Origin of the sequence: Micromonospora sp. NPDC005254, from assembly GCF_042872525.1 — a bacterium.
Lineage (GTDB): Bacteria > Actinomycetota > Actinomycetes > Mycobacteriales > Micromonosporaceae > Micromonospora.
Genome location: NZ_JBIAKM010000004.1, coordinates 518,626 through 536,708 on the forward strand (window position 1 = coordinate 518,626; position 18,083 = coordinate 536,708).

Consider the following 18,083-nt stretch of genomic DNA (forward strand, 5'->3'; position numbering starts at 1 on the left):
ACAGCCGTGGCCTTATCCGTGGCCTCCTGCTCCTGGTCAGGGGCACCGCAGCCGAGGCTCGACGCGGCCAGGGCCGTGCCCGCGAGAAGGCCGAGCAGCCTTCTCGCGGGCACGGATGATGAAGGTCTGGTCAAAGCCCCATCTTTTCCTGCGTGACGTCGTTCATCACCTGAGCGTAGATACCGGCGCCACTGATCTTCGGGTGGAACGACTGCTGTGACACCCCGTAGACGTTCCACGAGTCCGGTATCGGGCTCTTGAGCGGTCCTTCCTCACCGGCGGTGAGGTCCTTGATGACACCGTTCACCGTTTCCGGTGAACCGCAGATGCCCTTGCCTGAGAAGCGCTGGATCGGGTTGCCAAACCACACCTGGACCCCCTCGGCCCTGACCTCGTTGACCGCCTCCTCCATCTTCGTCGCGAGGAGTTCGGCTGTGGAGTTGAGCCAGGGCAGTTCGGCGGCGCCGATACCGAGGACGCAATACCCTTCGACCAGCTTGGGATAGCCCATCAGCAGGATCTTGGCCGATGGCGCCTTTTTGTGGATCTCTCTGAGCACGATCTTGAGTGATTCCTTGACCGGCCCTTCGATGCGCTTTCTGGTGGCCGTGCTCACCGGCTCGGTGTCGCCCTTCAACGTGCTGTCCTGGCAGAGTTGGAGGCCGGACCCGTAGATGCATTCCTGGATCACCTTGCTGAACTCGGAGTCATTACCCCCGATAGACAGGGTGACCAGGGTGGTGTTCTCATCGAGGAAACCCTTGTCCAGTTGGGACACCTCGCCGTACGAGCCGCTGCCCGTCTTGTTGAACGCGTTCGCCGGCGGTGACTGCCCGGCGGGGACGGTACGGAAGGGCAGCAGGTTGTGAGTCCGGGCGCCCGAGCAGGCGTGGAACTGGTAATCCATCTGCGGATCCCAGGAATCGGCCCGGCTGCCGATCGATGCCGAGTTGTCCGACAGCACCGCCTGCCGTGACCAGGAGTACTTGGAGCGGTGGCAGTCGTTTTGGAACAGCGCGACATCGCCGTTGACTTGCTTGAAATCGGTCTCGCGGTAGTAGTCGGCACCACGGTTCTCCGAGGCTCCCTCGCCGGAGGAGTACGAGTCCCCGAGTGCCACCACCTGGTGACGCGGCTTCGCGTTCAGCTTCTGCACCGCGATCGCGTCCCACGCCACGTCCTCCACCCCGGTGCCGTCCTGGGTGTCGGTCGACAGCCGGACGCGGGGAGTGCCGGCGAATTTGAAGACACCCAGGGACACCCAGCGGTGCTCCTGGGTGCGTTGCAGCAGGACCCGCTTCTTGCCCTTGTCGAAGCCCTGTCCGAGGTCTACCTCGTACTCGGCCTGCCGGGTGTGCGCGCCCTGGTCGGGCATGTGCACCATCACCCGGGCCCAGCCCTGGAGTTGCTGGCTCAGCGACCACGTCCCGGACACCCGCAACTTGCCCCCCAGGTCATCGGGCCGGCGGGTGTGCGCGAACCAGAAGTGCCCCCCGAATCCGCCACCGATCTGGTGAAAATCGACCTTGGATGGGTAGTGGCCGGTGCTGTCTGCGGCGAAGTCCAGATTGAAGGTTCCGGCGTTCGTCCAGGGCCGTCCGCAGCCCGGCCGGACCGACGGGGTGCCGTCGACGACGTTGTCGATGACAAGAGCGCCGCTCGGCAAGCCCGACAGGCTGCAGTTTGGTGCGTAGCTGGTGGCATCCTCCTGGTAGGCGTACCCGGGATCGAATCGGAGCACCTCATTGCCGGCCTCGAAGCCCTCCTTCCACTTCACCGGCCGGTTGTACCAACATCTCAGGTCATACAGGCCTGCGGAGTTCTTGTGGGCGCAGGGGCCTGCGGCTTCGCCCACCACGTCCGGATCATTCGGAAGGTGCAACTCCCCTGGGTGGCAGTCGTTCGAGTCGTCGCAGAACTGATCGATCGGCGGCTTGACGGTGATCCGTTGCCGAGTGTCGTTCCACCAAGCGGCACGGAAGCCCGAGACCAACTGATCTGGGCCCTCCAGCAACTCCGGCGGGTGGCCGGCAAAACCGAGCACCTTCTCCTGGTACGGCCAGAACTGCGGGTTCGCCGCGTCGGCGTACGTGTACTCCAGGAAGGGCTCGCGGTCCGCCCGGAACCTCGGGTTGATCGGGTTGTTGCCCCAACCGACGCCCCACGGGGATCCGTCGCCCAGGTCCGGGTGGAAGCCACTGTTGTACGCCCAGAGAGCGAAGAACCAGTGCTCAAGCCCGCCGGCATCCCCGCTGTTGACGATCAACCCGGCATTTCGGGTCTGGTTCCACTTCGACTGCAAAATCTGCAGCCCGGCAGCGATGTTCGCGGCGAAATCCAGAGCGATGGCGCGTTGCTTGTACGCGGGCAGGGCTACCTCGCCATCCTTCTCCCGGCCCGCCAGCCGCATACCATCAGTGACCTGCGTGACCCCGTACCCGCAGTCTGCGTCTTTCCAGCTGATGTCCCAGTCGTCCACGTCGGTGTTGTTGTAGATGTCGCGGCCGTAGTAGTTGCCGATCAGAGGACTGGAGGTGACGCCCGGGACAGCGTGGAAGGACGCCTGCCAGAGATTCGACTCCTGCGCTGCGATGCCCAGCATGACCTGGGCCGGAACGCGGCCGCCGCCTACCAACTGGATCGGCGGGAACAGATCCTGAGGTCGGTAGGCAGACATGCCGAGGTTCTTCCAGTTGGCCTCCCGCTGCACGTAGAGCGAATTGGTGATTGCCTGGTCGATTGCCCACTCGACCTGGCGCGGCTTGGGCTGCAATGCCTGGTTGCGCGGATCGTTGCGCGGGACCGAGCAGTAGGCTTCCGCCTCCACGGGGTTGGTCGGTGAGCCTGCGGCGGCTGCCGAGGCCCGGCTACCCCCGCCGGCCGACGAGAGTTTTGGATGAATGCGCCTGCCCTCGGCGGCTTGGGCGTCCGAAGCGTCACCGGGTCGCACCTGGAAATCGACCTTCTTGCCGTTGGTCAACACGGTGGCCTGAATCTTCACCTGCCGCGGCGACGTCGGGTCCGGGACCGCAACCCGTGGGTCGGCCTGACCGGCCCAGCGGACCTCGGTCAACGCCAACTGCCCGTGCGAAGACAGCTGGGATCCGGCTGCCACCTCGACCTTCGACACGTTCTTCGGTAGTGCGTGCGTCCGGTCCGCTCGACCGGTGATGAAGGCCCGGCCACCAGCGCCAGGCGTGACGCTCAGCTTGGACAGTTGCCCTTCCGCGAGCGTTCGCGGTTCGTTCTTCGACTGAGGAACGGCAAGCCGGACCCGTACCCGGTCACCCGTGCGGTCCATGAACACGACACCGCCGCCGCCGTCCGCCTTGAGCTGGAACGGTGTTCCCGAGGTGGAGGCGACGGGCGTCAGCGTGCCGTCGCCCCGCACCTGCACCAGGCGCGAACTCCCGGCGGCCACGATGGTGCGCCCCACCGGCAGGGCAGAGGTGACCTCGGCATTGACCACGATCGGTCGTGAGAGCTCGCCTTTGCCGGCATCGAGGCGGAACAGTCGAGTACGGGTGGGCCCGTCGACCTGGTCGTTCGGTAGCTGGCCGCCCAGTTGGGTGAGGACCGCCGTCTCGTCCGCGCCGCAGCCCGGGTTGAAGTAGGCCAGCGATGACTGCACCGGCAGCTTGCGCACCGAGCCGGTCACCAGGTCGACAGTTGCCGTGAAGCCGCCGCGATCGAAAAGATCAGCTTTGTTGGTGAAGGCGCGCGGCGCGTAGACGACAACGAGCCGACGACCGGAACCGGTCAGGCAGGCGTTGCCGATCCACTGGTCCGCATCGAAGCCCGGCTCGGAAAGACTGGCCACGGTCCGCCACGTGTAACCGCTGCTGGCGGTCGCGGCGAGCACGTGGAAGCCGTCGCCGTCTCCCGACGTCGTCCACGCGACGTCCTGCGACTCCTTATAGCCTTCGGTCAGGAGATCAGCCCGACGCTGCGGATCGACAGTGAACGACGGGCTGTCCGCCGGGGGTGGCGGAGCAACCGGCGCGGCTGCTGCGAATGCCACGCCGTGCACCGACTGAGGAAGCAGCACCGCACAGGCCACCGCGGCGATGAGTAGTGCCGGAGATCGGGAACGTCGACGAGCCATCGGACTCCTCTCGGACTCGATGCGGCCGCATTCGTCTTCAGATGCCGTGCGAAAGGCCGGAACGTAAGGGCCGTGGTGGCTGAAGAACGCGCGGATGGCACCGGGGGATCAGGGAGCCCTCAGGGTGGGGTGAGTGGTCATTGCTATCTCATCGCCGTCACATCGGCCGACCGTCACGCGCCGTCGCTGAGCGTGGCTGCGGCCGATCCGGGTGCGCGGCCCGGGGTGCGTCGACCCCATTGGCTGCCAACGATGGATCTCCGCCGTGATACCGACGCCATCGGCAGGCCGCTGGGTGACCACGCCATGGCACTGGTCCGGCGGGCGGACGTGTTGCCAGGCAAACCTCAGGTAGCGAGAGGCGTCAGAGTCGGTAGACGACGGCGTCGCCGACGTCCTGGCGGGTGATGCCGAGCGACTCGACCGGCGCGTCGATGGTGATCTCCCACGGCGTGCCGGGCACCTGGCTGCGGAGCAGCACCACCGTGCGGACGCCGAACGTCCGCAGGTAGTCGACGCTCGTCTGGTCGGGGAACGACTGGCTCACCCGACGGACGTCGTCGAGCTGCCGAGGCGTGAAACCGCTGCCGCCGTTCACCACGTCCGGAAACCCGTCGGTCGACCAGAGCATCACGTGCTGGTCGATGCTTTGGTTGCTGGGCAGCACCAGCAGCGGTCCCTCTGCCGCGCGCATCGCCGCCGGCTGGGCCGGCACCACCGGATGCGGGGTGGCGTTCAGGCCCTCGAGTGTGACCAGCAGCAGCGGCAGCAGGGTGGCCATCCGCAGCCACGGCCCCGGCCAGGACGGGATCCGCTGCGCGGCCAGCTCACGGACCCGGTCGGTGAGGGCGGTGACCGCGCCCGCCGCGAGCAACGCGAGCAGCAACGTGGTCCACAGCATCAACCGGCCCGGGGTACGCAGCGCGTTCCAGCCCGGCGCGTGCTCGAAGAGCGGCACGTAGGTGAACGTGCCGTCGAAGAAGCGGGTGCCCATCGCGAAGGCCATCGTCACCAGCACCCCGACGAGCAACAGCAGCCGGTGCCGTAGCCGCCAGACCGAGAAGAACAGCCCACCGGCGGCCAGCGCGTAGAGCACGAAGCCCGGCAGCAGCGTCATCTCCGGATGCCACGGCAGCGCCGCGCGGGCGCCCTCGTGCAACCCACCCCAGACTCGTGATTCGGCCGGCGCGGTCACGAAGCCGGACGCCGGCGGCGAGAAGATGCTGATGTCGCGGATCGTCCGCTCGGCGTACGGGTGCAGTTCGGTCACCTTGAAGTACGGGAACGCCATCAGCAGGCCCACCCCGGCGAAGAACACCCCACCGACCACATCGGCCACGAGGAGGCGGCGGCCGAACGGCAGCGCCCGGCCGGACTTCAGCCGGCGAACTCCGAACAGCACCGCGACGACGAGCACCGCGCCGGCCAGGAAGTACGCGAACGGCAGGCCGATGCCGAAGCCGAGGCTGACCTGCCAGGCCGCCACCAGCCAGCCGGCGTACACCCAGCCGTCATGCCGCCGCTCCGGCCGGTAGCCGTGCCGTAGCGACCAGCCGTGCCCCCGCGCGAGCATCGCGAGCGCCAGCGGGATGCCACCGTTGGAGAGCACGTGCAGGTGCCCGGCCTGGGCCAGCAGCCACGGCGCGTAGGTGTAGCCGACCCCGGCCACGGCGGCGCCGATCCGACCGGCACCGAGCTGCCGGGCCAGGGCGTACGCCCCGAGCGTGGCGAGCGCGTGCGCCAGCACGAACACGATGTTGTAGCGCAGCACCGCGTCCTCGGGGCCGCTGCCGAGCATCCCGGCCGGGGCGTAGCCGAGCAGCGTGTCGGAGAACGCGAAGCTCCACAGCTCCGGGAAGAACGTGTTGGACTGCCACAGTCGCGCCGGGTCGGCCAGCAGGATGTGCCCGGACCACGCCATCTGCCACGCCTGCAGGCTCGGGTCCCAGGTGTCCTGCGGAAGCGTGTAGCGCGGGTAGCGCAGCGTCGGCCAGGTCATCAGCACGGCCAGCGCCAGCGCGCCGAGGGTGGCCAGGGTCCACTCGTGGACCAGGAACCGTCCGACGGCGCGGGCGGCTCGGCTGAGTCGGCTGGGCCGCGGCTCCGGCGCCGAGGCGAACGCCTCCCAGCGTTCGGCCTCGACCGGCTTCGCGTCGCCCGGCTTCGCGTCACCGTCGGCCTTCTGCGGACCGTCGGCGTCATCCGCCTTCGTACCCTCGGCCTCGTCGGCGTCCTTGACCGCGACGTCCTTGACCGCGACGTCCTTGACCGCGGCGCCCTTGACCCCGGCGCCCTTGACTGCGGCGCCCTTCGTGCTGCCGCGCTTCGCGGCGGATTTCCTGCCGCCGACCTTGGCGATGTCGTTCTTCGTGGCGTCGCGCTCTGGTCGGCCGTTCGGGGCGGTGGCGCCCTCGGCCCCAGCGGCGCCGGATGGCGTGTCATCGGCGCGGGTCGGGCGGTCCGCGTCGGTGTTGGCGGTCGCGTCGGTGGAAGACGTGGCGGTGGCGGAAGCCGGCGGGACGGGCGGGTCCCCGGCGCGCGTCGGCGCCGGTCGGCTCGGGGCGTCGTCGGTCGGAGTGGGCCGGGGGCTCCCGGGCTGTCCGGTGGTCATGCGGCCGGGCGCTCCGTCCCGAGCTGCTGGCGGAGGAAGTCGATGTCGGCCACCTGACCGGACACGCCGCCCGGGGTCTCGACGACCACCGGCGCCCCGGCGGCCCGGATCACGGCCACCACCAGCTCCGGGTCGATCGTCCCGCCGTCCAGGTTGTCGTGCCGGTCCTGGCCGGAGTTGAACGCGCCCTTGGAGTTGTTGGCGTGCACCAGATCGATCCGACCGGTGATCGCCTTCACCCGGTCGACCAGGCCGAGCAACTCCTCGCCACCGGCGTACGCGTGGCACGTGTCGAGGCAGAAGCCGACCTCGTGGTCGCCGATGGCGTCCCAGAGCCGGGCCAGCGCGTCCAGCCGGCGGGCGCAGGCGTTGTCGCCGCCGGCGGTGTTCTCGATGAGGACCGGGACGCCGAAGCCGCCGGAGTCCGCCGCGTACGCGAAGGTCTTGCGCCAGTTGTCGAAGCCGACCGACAGGTCGTCCCCGGCGTTGACGTGCCCGCCGTGGACGATCAGGCCCTTGGCGCCGATCGCGGCCGCCGCGGTCGCGTGCCCGAGCAGCAGCTTGCGGCTGGGGATCCGGATGCGGTTGTTGAGGGTCGCCACGTTGATGACGTAGGGCGCGTGCACGTAGAGGTCGACCTCGGCCGCGCGCAGCCGCTCGGCGTCCTCCCGCGGCTTGGGGGCCTTCCATCCCTGCGGGTCGGAGAGGAAGAACTGCACGGTGTCGGCGGACCGGGCGGCCGCCTCCGCCAGCGGGTCGGTCGAATCGACGTGGGCTCCGATACGCATGGCAGCGAGCCTACGTCGCGACCCCGACGGCTGCGGCGACGGCTGGCGCGGTGTCGTCGCTCGTCGCGTCACCCCGGCTGCTCGACGATCGTTGATGGGATGGAACCCGGCGAGCACGGCCCGGGGCTGCGCGTGGCGGGTCCGCCGCGCATGGCAGTCGGCGCTCGTCGGCCCGAGAGCGAGGTCATCCCCGCGGCGCGGCCCGGCACCGCGGGGGCGACCCCTCGACGTACCAGATCTCCGCCGTTGCAGAATCTCGGAAAATTCTGCCTTTTGCCCCGACAAGGGACGAGAGCCGTTGTATCGTCGGATAACAACACGATAAAGCTCCGCGGGGCGTCTTCGGTCCAACCTCATCGGTGTGGTCGTTCCTCCCCAGGTCCCACCCAAGGAATGCGGACGGGACGCTCCGCGGCCTCGTTGACGGGGGCTCGCCACCGACCAGTGACGGTCGGGTGGTGGGTCCCCGTCGGCACGCCCGGGGCACTGGCCCGACCGCCCCGGGCATGATCGTCCGGACCGGGTATCCTGGTCAGGTTGTCCGCGTCCGGCCGGGTTCCCCCGGCACGTGCGGGCAGCGACGCACGACCTCCTGCCACGGAAGGACCGTGGCCGCTTAGCCCACAGGAGGTGAGCACGTCTTGCGTCATTACGAGATCATGGTGATCCTCGACCCCAGCCTCGAGGAACGCACCGTCGCCCCGTCGCTCGACACGTACCTGAACGTGATTCGGACCGCGGGTGGCTCGGTTGAGAAGACGGACGTGTGGGGCCGCAGGCGCCTCGCGTTCGAGATCAACAAAAAGGCCGAGGGCATCTACGCCGTCGTCGACCTGCAGGCTACGCCTGCTGCCGTGGCCGAGCTGGACCGTCAGCTCCGGCTGAACGAGTCCGTGCTGCGCACCAAGGTCATCCGGCCGGAGATGCGCTAAGCATTCAGTCCGGCATTCAACCCGGTTCGCCCGGATCAGCCTCCGCGACTCTGTCGTACGGCTCTGAGAGCCTGTACGACGAGACGCTGAGTGCGCGAGGAGATGGTCATGGCAGGAGACACCACCATCACGGTCATCGGCAACCTGACCGATGACCCCGAGTTGCGGTTCACCCCGTCCGGTGCGGCGGTCGCCAAGTTCCGGGTCGCTTCGACGCCCCGTTTCATGGACAAGACCACCAATGAGTGGAAGGACGGCGAGCCGCTCTTCCTGGCTTGCACCGTGTGGCGTCAGGCGGCGGAGCATGTCGCCGAGTCGCTGCAGCGGGGCGCCCGCGTGATCGTCTCGGGCCGGCTGCGTCAGCGGTCCTATGAGACCCGCGAGGGCGAGAAGCGCACCGTCATCGAGCTTGAGGTCGACGAGATCGGCCCGTCGCTGCGCTACGCCACGGCGAAGGTGCAGAAGATGTCCCGCTCCGGTGGCGGTGGCGGCGGCTTCGGTGGTGGCGGCGGTGGTGGCCAGGGTGGCGGCGGAGGCAACTTCGACGACCCCTGGGCTTCGGCCGCACCCTCTCCCGCGCGTGCCGGTTCGGGCGGCAACTTCGACGAGGAGCCTCCGTTCTAATGGCGCCGAGCGCCCGCGATCGCAAACCAGGAGCAAGGTCAATGGCCAAGGCTGCGGCACTTCGCAAGCCGAAGAAGAAGGTGAACCCGCTCGACAAGGACGGGATCACCTATATCGATTACAAGGACACGGCGCTGCTGCGCAAGTTCATCTCCGACCGCGGCAAGATCCGCGCTCGGCGGGTCACCGGCGTGACCTCGCAGCAGCAGCGGCAGATCGCCCGCGCGGTCAAGAACGCCCGCGAGATGGCGCTCCTGCCGTACACCGCAACGGCCCGCTGAGAGGAGGCACCGATATGAAGATCATCCTGACTCAGGAAGTGTCCGGCCTCGGTGCCCCGGGCGACATCGTCGAGGTCAAGGACGGCTTCGGCCGTAACTACCTGCTGCCGCAGGGCTTCGCGATCGCCTGGACCAAGGGCGCGGAAAAGCAGGTCACGGTCATCAAGCGGGCCCGTTCGGCCCGCGAGATCCGCGACCTCGACCACGCGAACGAGGTCAAGGGTCAGCTCGAGGGTCTCAAGGTCAACCTGAAGGCCCGCGCCGGCGACGGCGGTCGGCTCTTCGGCTCGGTCACCTCGGCCGAGATCGTCGACGCCGTCAAGGGCGCCGGCGGCCCGGTCCTCGACCGCCGCCGGCTGGAGGTGCCCGGTCACATCAAGTCGACCGGCACCTACCCGGTGAAGATCAAGCTGCACCCCGAGGTCACCGCGTCGTTCAACCTGAACGTCGTTCAGGGCTGACGACCAGCTGCACCACGACGAGGGCCCGCACCGAGCGATCGGTGCGGGCCCTCGCGCATGCCCTGGCGTGCCCGGCTCGCCGTCAGCCGATCGGTTGACCGGTCACCGCGCTGATCAGCACCGTGGAGAGGCCACCGCCGACCACCGCGGCGGCCAGCGCGATGGTGGCCGACCGCCACGTCGTGCCGACCCGCCGCAGCAGGGCCGCCACCACCAGACTGCTCACCAGCGCCAACCCGAAACGCGGCGAGCCGGCCAGCAGCGACTCCAACGCGCGTGACCGGGCGGAGTCGCAGCCACCCCCGCTGATGTCGGTGACACACCCGGCCGGCGCCTGCCCGTCCAGCGTGAGCAACCACAGGAAGATCAGCACTGCCGGCACCAGGTAGCAGGCGGCGGTGTAGAGCAGCGGCCGGACGGACCCACCGGGATCCGGGTCGAGCAGGTCGTCCTCCAGACGACGCGCCCAACCGCCCGTCGCCACCGACTCCACCCGCCGTCGGACCGACGCCGCGCCGACCGGCGGCCGGTCCGACCGACGCCGGGCGCCATCAGGGGGTACGGGAGCACTGCGCGGTCGCGGAGCCGTGTAACCCACCACCGGCGACCGGGGTGCCGACGTCGTCGTATCCATCCAGCGCGGATCGTCGCCGGACAACCGCGTGCCGGACCAGAAACCGTTGTCCCGGCTTGACCACCCCTCGGCCGCCGTGAACCGGTCGGAACGGGGTGGGAGTGTCCGGTCCCACTGGTCGTCCTCGACCGCCGAGCGTTCCCACTGGCCGGTGCGGTCCGACCGCTCCCAGCCACCGATGTTCTCCGCCTGCGACCACTGCTCGCTCAGGTCGGCGCCGTCCGGGCCGGCCGGCGGCCAGGCGTGCACACCCGACGCGTCCCACGGGTCCACCGCGGGCGCGTACGACGGGTCCGGCTCCGCCGCCCGCTCCGATCCGCGTTCCCACGGATCCACCGCCGGACGCGTCCAGGACTCCTCCGCCGCCCGTCGGCTGCGCCGCGTCGGCCGGCTCGGCTCCGGACGAGACGTCCCGTCGGCCGGGTCGGACTCCAGGTCCCCACCGGACCAGATCACCTGGGGCCGGCCGACGGGCGCACGGCGGGGACGACGGTCCGGGACCGCGCCGGAGACCGGCTCCTCCTCTGCCGCGTTGGCACGCCGACGGCCGGCGTACCCCCCATCCTGCGGTCGGTCGAGCGTCCACTCCCGGGTGTGGTCCGAATCGGGGCCCGCGCCGATCGCCGGCCGCTCACGCCAACCCGTCTCGACGGCACGCCGTCGGGCACCCGTCGTCTCGGTGCTTCGCCAGCCGCCCCCGGAACTCGGACGCTCGACCTCGAACTCGGGCTCGGGCGCGTCCTCGGGCGCGTCCTCGTCCTCGTCGGGCGCGGCGTGCCGGCCGCCGCCGTCGGCGTGCCGAACTCCCGACTCCAGCGCCCACCGCGGCAGGTAGGCGTCGACCGGTTCGTCCTGCCCACGGTCCAGCGCGCGCCGCCGACTGGAGGTGCGATAGCGCGCGTCCTCGTCGTACGGCTCGACCGGAGCGGGCAGCATGGGCTCACCCCACGAGGCGGTCGGCGGGCGCTCGCGCGGGCTGCCCTCCCCGCGTCCCCAGTCCCGGTAACTCACGGCCGGAGTGTGACCCTTCTGAACCGAAAGCGTAATCCGCTGTCCAGGTGTAGCCGTTCGCTGGAGATAGTACGGGAAGATCGTGTCACAGAACCGACCAAAATATTCTCCTCCACAGGCTGGGGACCACGTTTCAGCAGCTCAGCGGCTTGTGGTCGAGAATTCCCCAACCGTTGTCCACAGCCTGTGCACACCCTGCGCACATGCTTGTGCACCGGTGTCCACAGGTTGTCCCGAGGCTCGTCCACCGGGCTTGTTGAGTCGCTGACCTCGGGGTCCGTATGGTTGGCCCTCGACCGCCGGCGCGATGGCCCCCGATCGACCGGCCTGGTCGGAGGAGAACTGTCGTACCCCGGCGGTAGAGCTGGGACCGGATCCGACGCAGTGGAGGGGGGACCCGTGTCGGTCACCGACGACAGGCGGGCGGAGTCACGGCCCGGCGGCGGCCAGCCGCCCGTGCAGCGGGACGGCCAGTTCGACAAGACCCCGCCCCAGGACGTCGCGGCCGAGCAGTGCGTCCTCGGCGGCATGCTGCTCTCCAAGGACGCCATCGCCGACGTCGTCGAGATCCTCAAGACCAACGACTTCTACCGGCCGGTGCACGCCACCATCTTCGACATCATCCTGGACATCTACGGCCGGGGTGAGCCGGCCGACTCGATCACCGTTGCGGCGGCACTCGCCGACTCCGGCGACCTCGTCCGCGTTGGCGGGGCGCCCTACCTGCACACCCTCATCGCCAGCGTGCCCACCGCCGCGAACGCCGCGTACTACGCGCGGATCGTCAGCGAGCGGGCGGTGCTGCGCCGGCTGGTCGAGGCCGGCACCAAGATCGTGCAACTGGGCTACGGCACCGCCAGCGGCGGCAGCCGCGACGTCGACGATGTCGTGGACCTCGCGCAGCAGGCCGTCTACGACGTCACCGAACGGCGGGTCAGCGAGGACTTCGCGGTCCTGGCCGACATGCTTCAGCCGACGCTCGACGAGATCGAGGCGGTGGGTGCGCAGGGCGGGATGATGACCGGTGTGCCGACCGGCTTCACCGACCTGGACCGGCTGCTCAACGGCCTGCACGCCGGGCAGTTGATCATTGTCGCGGGTAGGCCCGGTCTGGGTAAGGCGCTGGCGCTCGACACCCCGCTGCCGACGCCGGATGGCTGGACCACGATGGGCGAGGTCAAGGTCGGCGACCGGCTGATCGGCGCCGACGGGCATCCCACCACTGTCACGCACGCCTTCGAAGTACGTCACGATCGCCCGTGCTACGAGGTCGAGTTTTCCGACGGGTCGGTCCTCGTAGCCGACGCCGAGCATCTGTGGAAAACCACCACCCGCGCGAGCCGCAGAGCGGGTGACGTCAGGCGCCGCAACCACTGGCGTCCGGAGACCGTGGAGCGACTCCGCGTCGCTGCCGCAACGAGCACGGACACTGTCACCATCCACGAGTTGGCCAGCTCTGTCGGAGCGGAACTCGTGCACACCGCCCAGCGGGTCACCCGTGACATACCGCGAGGGGCTTCCCCCACCATGCGCGGCAGGCCGGGTGCACGCCCCGCGCGCGCTTATCCCGCCCGAGCGCTTTATGGGGGTTTACTCAACCGCGTGGAGCGGTGGACCGCTAGTTTGGCTGACAGCGTGCAGCCGGGGGTCTTCACCACCGCGCAGATTCGGGCGACACTTCGCACGGAGACCGCAGACCGTCGTCTCAATCACGCGGTCACGAATGCAGCCCCGCTCAACCTTCCCGATCGACTCCTTCCTATCCCGCCGTACACCCTTGGTGCCTGGTTGGGTGACGGCAGCAGCGCCGACAGCCGGATCACCACCGTTGACCCCGGTATCCTCCGGCGCATCGAGGAGGACGGCTTCGAGATCAGGCAGTCACGCTCTGTCTCGACTCTCTACACGATCCTGCCCAAGAGTTGCCCGGTGTGCGACAGGCGTCGAAATGGCTGCGTGGCCTGCGGGAATCGTCCTTCGTCCCTGGTACGAAGCCTGCGAGAGTCGGGCGTGCTGAACGTCAAGCACATACCCGAGGCCTACCTGCGCGCGTCCGAAGGGCAGCGCCGCGCCCTACTTGCGGGACTACTCGACACCGACGGGACTGTCACCGGTACGGGAAATGTTCAGTTCACCAGCACCTCGGAGCGGCTGGCCGCAGATGTGTACGAGCTGATCGTCAGTCTCGGTTACCGCTGCTCAATCAGTCTCAAGGCAGTCGAGGGACGCAAGCCGGAGACGTCGGTCGCGTACAACGTGAACTTCACGACCACGGACGAGGTCTTCGGGCTCGCCCGAAAGCGGGATGCGCACGTGGCGCGACGGCGGGGGGAGGGACCCGCTCGAACGGGTTGCCGCTTCATCGTGGACGTCCGGCCGGTTCCCAGCGTGCCCGTACGGTGCGTGACGGTCGACAACGACGACCACCTGTACCTGGCCGGTCGGTCCATGATCCCGACCCACAACAGCACTGCCAGCATGGACTTTGCCCGAAATGCTGCCATTCGTGCCAACCAGGCCGCCGCCATCTTCTCGCTCGAAATGAGCAAGGTCGAGATCGTCATGCGACTGCTCTCGGCCGAGGCGCGGGTGCCGCTGCACGTGCTACGCAGCGGGCAGCTCTCCGACGACGACTGGACCAAGCTGGCCCGCTGCATGGGCGAGATCAGCGAGGCGCCGCTCTTCGTCGACGACACGCCGAGCATGAACCTGATGGAGATCCGGGCGAAGGCCCGCCGGCTCAAGCAGCGACACGACCTCAAGATGATCGTCGTGGACTATCTCCAGCTGATGACCTCGCCGAAGCGCACCGAGAGCCGGCAGCAGGAGGTCGCCGACCTCTCCCGTGGTCTGAAGCTGCTGGCCAAGGAGGTCGAGTGCCCGGTCATCGCGGTGAGTCAGCTGAACCGTGGCCCCGAGCAGCGCACCGACAAGCGCCCCCAATTGTCTGATTTGCGTGAATCTGGCTCAATTGAGCAGGATGCCGACGTTGTCATCCTTCTGCACCGCGACGACTACTACGACAAGGAGTCGCCGCGGGCGGGGGAGGCGGATTTCATAATTGCTAAGCATCGGAATGGGCCAACCGACACGGTGACGGTCGCGGCCCAGCTGCATCTCTCACGTTTCGTGGACATGGCTATCGGATGAGCACTACGGCTTCTCGTCTGTCGGCGGCGCAAATCCAGGCTGTTGTTGAACGTGCGGGAGCGGGTGAGACTCTAACCCGAATTGCGCATTCGTACGGAGTCAGCAGGCAGGCGAAAATAATGTTGGGTCGCTGATTTCTGATCCGCTTGATGTCCTGAGCCGTCGGCGGCGAGGGCTTCAACCGAGCAGGGGGAACCAGCCCGCCGCCTCACCAAGCTCCACCCGGTCCCGGTCGGTGAGCGGGATTCGCCCGGTGGCCTTCAGCAGGAACTCCTGGTCGTCCCATCCAGCGGGGCGGACCGCGTCGTCGCTCAGCAGGCCGTCCATCGTGGAAACGGCGATGCGTACCGCCGTTGGGCCGGGTGGCGGCGCGTCCGACAGCTCCGGCGTCAGGTCGAGGTGGTGCACGACGGCCTCGGTGGTCAGGGTGGCGAGGAAATCCGGTACGCGCAGCACGTGCCCCTGCGTGGTGACGTACCCCTCGGGGTCTGCCGACGCGGCGGCGCGGACCGCCGCCGGGGCGGTCTCTTCCCAGAGCCGGACGATGCCGGTCGGTCGGTCGAAGGCGGACGCCGACCGGCGGACCCACCAGGCGTGCCGAGCGGCCTGGTCATCGCCGCCCGGGAAGCCGCGCCAGTAGGACACGTCGTCCACGTCGGCGGGACCGTCGACGGGTCTGGCCAGGGCCACGAGTGCCCGCTGGGCGTCGCCGAGCACGTGCAACAGCAGGTCCGCGACGAGCCAGCCCTGGCAGCGGGTCGCTCGTTGCAGGCGCGCGTCGTCCAGGCCGTCGACCACCGCCGTGATGCCGTCGTACGCCTGGGCGAGAGCCTCGTCCGGCCGGATCTCGGTCATGCGATGCAGCCTCGCATGACGCACCTCGGCCGCCAACCATCGACGGCGTGGGTGGCTGGGCCACGAGTGACGTGCCTCTGAGTCACAGCCGCGACTCAGAGGCATGTCACCTGGGATGACTCCGCGGTCGGGCTCAGCCGAACATCTCGTCGAGGAAGCCCTTGCGCTTCTTGTGCCGGTAGTGGCCGTGGTAGCCCTGGTGCTGCTGACCGTAGGCAGGCGCCGGCGGGTAGCCGTGCACGGGCGGCGGGGGCGGCGGCGGGGGGACCGCGCCGTAGCCGGGCTGGTGCTGCGCCGGGGCGGGCGGCGGCGGGTAGCCCCCCGGCTGCTGGACGGGCTGCGGCGGCGGGCCGCCGGCCTGCTGGCGGCTCCAGTTGGCCTCTGCCTCGAACAGCTTCTCCAACTCGCCGCGGTCGAGGAAGATGCCCCGGCACTCCCCGCACTGGTCGATGACGACACCGCTGCGCTCGTATTGACGCATCTCGCCGTGACACTTGGGACAGGTGAGGCTATTCATCACCCGACGGTACCTGGTCGAGCTAAGCGGTTGCTGTGAGCGCGTCGGTGACCTCGTCGTCGGAGACCTCGTGGAAGTCGTCGTAGTAGACGCTCACCGCGCCGAAATCCGACGGGCGCTGCGCGCAGACGACCTGGTCGGCCTCGGCCGCCAGGAGTTCGTACGCCTCCTGCGCGCCGACCGGCACGGCCACCACCACCCGGCGCGCGCCGAGTCGGCGGACGACCTCGACGGCGGCGCGGGCGGTGGCGCCGGTGGCCAGACCGTCGTCGACGATCACGGCGACGCGCCCGGTGAGGTCCAGCGGTGGGCGACCACCCCGGTAGAGCCGCTCGCGGCGCTCCAACTCGACCTGTTCGCGCTGGCTGACCTCGGCGATGTCGTCGCTGCTGAGGCGGCTGGCGATCGCGTCGTTGAGCACCTGCACCCCGCCCGGGCCGAGCGCGCCGAAGGCGACCTCCCGGGCCCAGGGCATACCGAGCTTGCGGACGACCAGCACGTCGAGGGGGGCGCCGAGCCGTTCGGCGACGACCCGGGCCACCGGTACGCCGCCGCGGACGAGGCCGAGGACGACCGTGTCCGGTTCGCCGACGAGGGCGGTGAGCCGCTCGGCGAGCACCCGGCCCGCCTCGGCGCGGTCGCGGTACGTGGTCATGCCTCCAGGTGTACGCCGTGCGGCGGCGTTTCGCCCGCCGGTTAGACCGATGTGGTCCGACCGGGCAGGCGGTCGGGCGTCGGGGTGGTCGGTGCGGCGTCCGGGCTGTGCAGGGCGGGTGCCCAGGCGAGCAGGGCCAGCGGGTACAGCAGGTACCCGAATCGGGTGGAGGGCATCAGCGCGATCGCGGCGAGGAGTCCGTACCCGCAGATCAGCGCGGTGGCGGCGGCCGTGCCCGGCGGGCGGCGCGCGAGTCGGACGGCGATGGCCACGCCGGCCGCCACCAGCAGGGCGGCGGCGATCAGCCGGCCCCCGGGCAGCGTGGCGGCGATCAGCTGACCGGGGAACGGAGACTGCGCCGGGCTGGTGACCAGGCCGTGCCCGAGCGGGAAGCGCAGCACGTTCTCGGTCAGCGCGTCGCGGTCGACCAGCAGGGCCGGGAGCAGGGCGGCGACGGGTAACCCGATCGCGCCGGCCGCGACCCGGGCGCCGGCTCGCCGGGTCAGACCCCAGACGATCAGGACCAGGGCGATCGGCCAGGCGAACAGCTTCAGCGCGCCCGCCAACCCGACCGCGAGGCCGGCCCGGCCGGGCCGACCGGCGGCGGCGAGTGCGAGGGCCAGCAGGCAGAGCGCGAGTACGGGCATGTCGTCACCGCCGGTGGCGAGGGTGAGCGCGCAGATCGGCAGGACGGTGGCGGCCTGCACGCCCCGCAGTAGCGCGGCATCGGACCGGTGCGCCCCGACGAGAGGGCCGCCGACGGTGCCGCGCGCGGCGCGCAGGGTGGCCACGGCCAGGGCGAGCGCCAGCGCGGTGCCCACCGCGAACCACACCCGGGCATCGGTCCACCAGGTGTCGGCGAGTGCCCGGGGCAGGCCGAACAACGCCATGCCCGGTTGGTACGGCGTGTATCCGAGCAGTTGTTCACCGGCCGGCAGGGCGGCGATGGCGTCTCGGCCGAGGTACGGCGTGCCGTGCTCCAGCAGGCGGATGCCGGCCTGCTCGACGACCAGCACCTCCTCCTGCGCGCGGTCGGTGCGTCCGGTGGCCCGCTCGACGCTCTGCCAGAGCACGGGTAGCAGCGCGGTGCTCGCCCACGCGAAACCGGTCACCGCCCAGCGGGCCGGAAGGCCGGCCGGTCGGGTCGCCGGGTTGCGCCGGCGCAGGAGGAGTTGAACGATCACCGCCACCGTCGCGACCAGGTAGCCGACGGCGGCGACCGCACCCCAGGCCCGGTGCGGCAGCAGGGTCGACGTGACCGCGGTGATCGCCGCGAAGACGGCCGACACGGCGTAGAGGCCCAGGTCGAGGGCGAGCCCACCGGCGGCGGTGTCGAGCGTCCGCCAGCGGTGGCGGCGGGCGGTCGGGGCGTCGGCGATCACGAGCGCCAGTCTGGCAGACCTCGCTGCTCACCCGATTGTCCGCGGGGCTCCGGCCGGCCTCGGTCACACCGGCGGCG

At 69.8% G+C, this 18,083-nt stretch carries 13 protein-coding genes; 5 read left to right on the top strand and 8 right to left on the bottom strand.

Annotated elements, in window-relative coordinates; genetic code table 11:
• Positions 1–130 precede the first annotated feature (130 nt).
• From ACFYPR_RS15630 to ACFYPR_RS15640, 3 genes are all read right to left on the bottom strand, one after another.
• Entirely contained in the window at positions 131–4,105 is a 3,975-nt protein-coding gene (locus ACFYPR_RS15630) for an SGNH/GDSL hydrolase family protein (protein ID WP_354855764.1), read from the bottom strand.
• Between the two features lie 364 nt (positions 4,106–4,469).
• Positions 4,470–6,716, bottom strand: coding sequence for a hypothetical protein (locus ACFYPR_RS15635; RefSeq protein WP_387180769.1), 2,247 nt, complete (start codon positions 6,714–6,716; stop codon positions 4,470–4,472).
• Positions 6,713–7,504 carry a deoxyribonuclease IV gene (locus ACFYPR_RS15640; protein ID WP_355063374.1) on the bottom strand — a complete coding sequence of 264 codons (792 nt, stop codon included), beginning with the start codon at positions 7,502–7,504 and terminating at the stop codon, positions 6,713–6,715. The genes ACFYPR_RS15635 and ACFYPR_RS15640 overlap by 4 nt, the downstream gene beginning before the upstream one ends.
• A gap of 641 nt (positions 7,505–8,145) precedes the next feature.
• Between ACFYPR_RS15640 and rpsF the strand changes: the two genes are divergently transcribed.
• The 4 genes from rpsF to rplI all read left to right on the top strand — a co-directional run bounded on the left by rpsF (position 8,146) and on the right by rplI (position 9,802).
• Positions 8,146–8,436 (top strand): 30S ribosomal protein S6, encoded by a 291-nt coding sequence (rpsF, locus tag ACFYPR_RS15645; RefSeq protein WP_007453836.1) that lies wholly within the window; start codon positions 8,146–8,148, stop codon positions 8,434–8,436.
• Positions 8,437–8,526: 90 nt separating this feature from the next.
• Complete coding sequence (locus tag ACFYPR_RS15650; protein ID WP_234582687.1) at positions 8,527–9,060, top strand: single-stranded DNA-binding protein; 534 nt, start codon at positions 8,527–8,529, stop codon at positions 9,058–9,060.
• 41 nt (positions 9,061–9,101) lie between these two features.
• A complete protein-coding gene (gene rpsR / locus ACFYPR_RS15655) occupies positions 9,102–9,341 on the top strand; it encodes a 30S ribosomal protein S18 (protein WP_007073789.1) in 240 nt (79 codons plus the stop codon).
• A gap of 14 nt (positions 9,342–9,355) precedes the next feature.
• Positions 9,356–9,802 (top strand): 50S ribosomal protein L9, encoded by a 447-nt coding sequence (gene rplI / locus ACFYPR_RS15660; RefSeq protein WP_007453817.1) that lies wholly within the window; start codon positions 9,356–9,358, stop codon positions 9,800–9,802.
• An 82-nt stretch (positions 9,803–9,884) separates the two neighbouring features.
• Here rplI and ACFYPR_RS15665 read toward each other — a convergent pair whose 3' ends face one another.
• Positions 9,885–11,447: a hypothetical protein gene (locus tag ACFYPR_RS15665; protein WP_387180764.1), complete on the bottom strand. Its 1,563-nt coding sequence runs from the start codon at positions 11,445–11,447 to the stop codon at positions 9,885–9,887.
• 384 nt (positions 11,448–11,831) lie between these two features.
• Between ACFYPR_RS15665 and dnaB the strand changes: the two genes are divergently transcribed.
• Complete coding sequence (gene dnaB / locus ACFYPR_RS15670) at positions 11,832–14,597, top strand: replicative DNA helicase (RefSeq protein ID WP_387180762.1); 2,766 nt, start codon at positions 11,832–11,834, stop codon at positions 14,595–14,597.
• A gap of 177 nt (positions 14,598–14,774) precedes the next feature.
• Here the strand turns inward: dnaB and ACFYPR_RS15675 are convergent, their stop codons facing one another.
• From ACFYPR_RS15675 to ACFYPR_RS15690, 4 genes are all read right to left on the bottom strand, one after another.
• Positions 14,775–15,452 (bottom strand): maleylpyruvate isomerase N-terminal domain-containing protein, encoded by a 678-nt coding sequence (locus tag ACFYPR_RS15675; RefSeq protein ID WP_387260503.1) that lies wholly within the window; start codon positions 15,450–15,452, stop codon positions 14,775–14,777.
• A gap of 133 nt (positions 15,453–15,585) precedes the next feature.
• On the bottom strand, positions 15,586–15,969 hold the full coding sequence (locus tag ACFYPR_RS15680; protein WP_354855770.1) for a zf-TFIIB domain-containing protein: 384 nt from the start codon (positions 15,967–15,969) through the stop codon (positions 15,586–15,588).
• A 22-nt stretch (positions 15,970–15,991) separates the two neighbouring features.
• Positions 15,992–16,624, bottom strand: a complete 633-nt coding sequence (locus ACFYPR_RS15685; RefSeq protein WP_355063386.1) for a phosphoribosyltransferase family protein — start codon at positions 16,622–16,624, stop codon at positions 15,992–15,994.
• Between the two features lie 41 nt (positions 16,625–16,665).
• Positions 16,666–18,003 (bottom strand): glycosyltransferase 87 family protein, encoded by a 1,338-nt coding sequence (locus ACFYPR_RS15690; RefSeq protein ID WP_387260650.1) that lies wholly within the window; start codon positions 18,001–18,003, stop codon positions 16,666–16,668.
• Positions 18,004–18,083 lie beyond the last annotated feature (80 nt).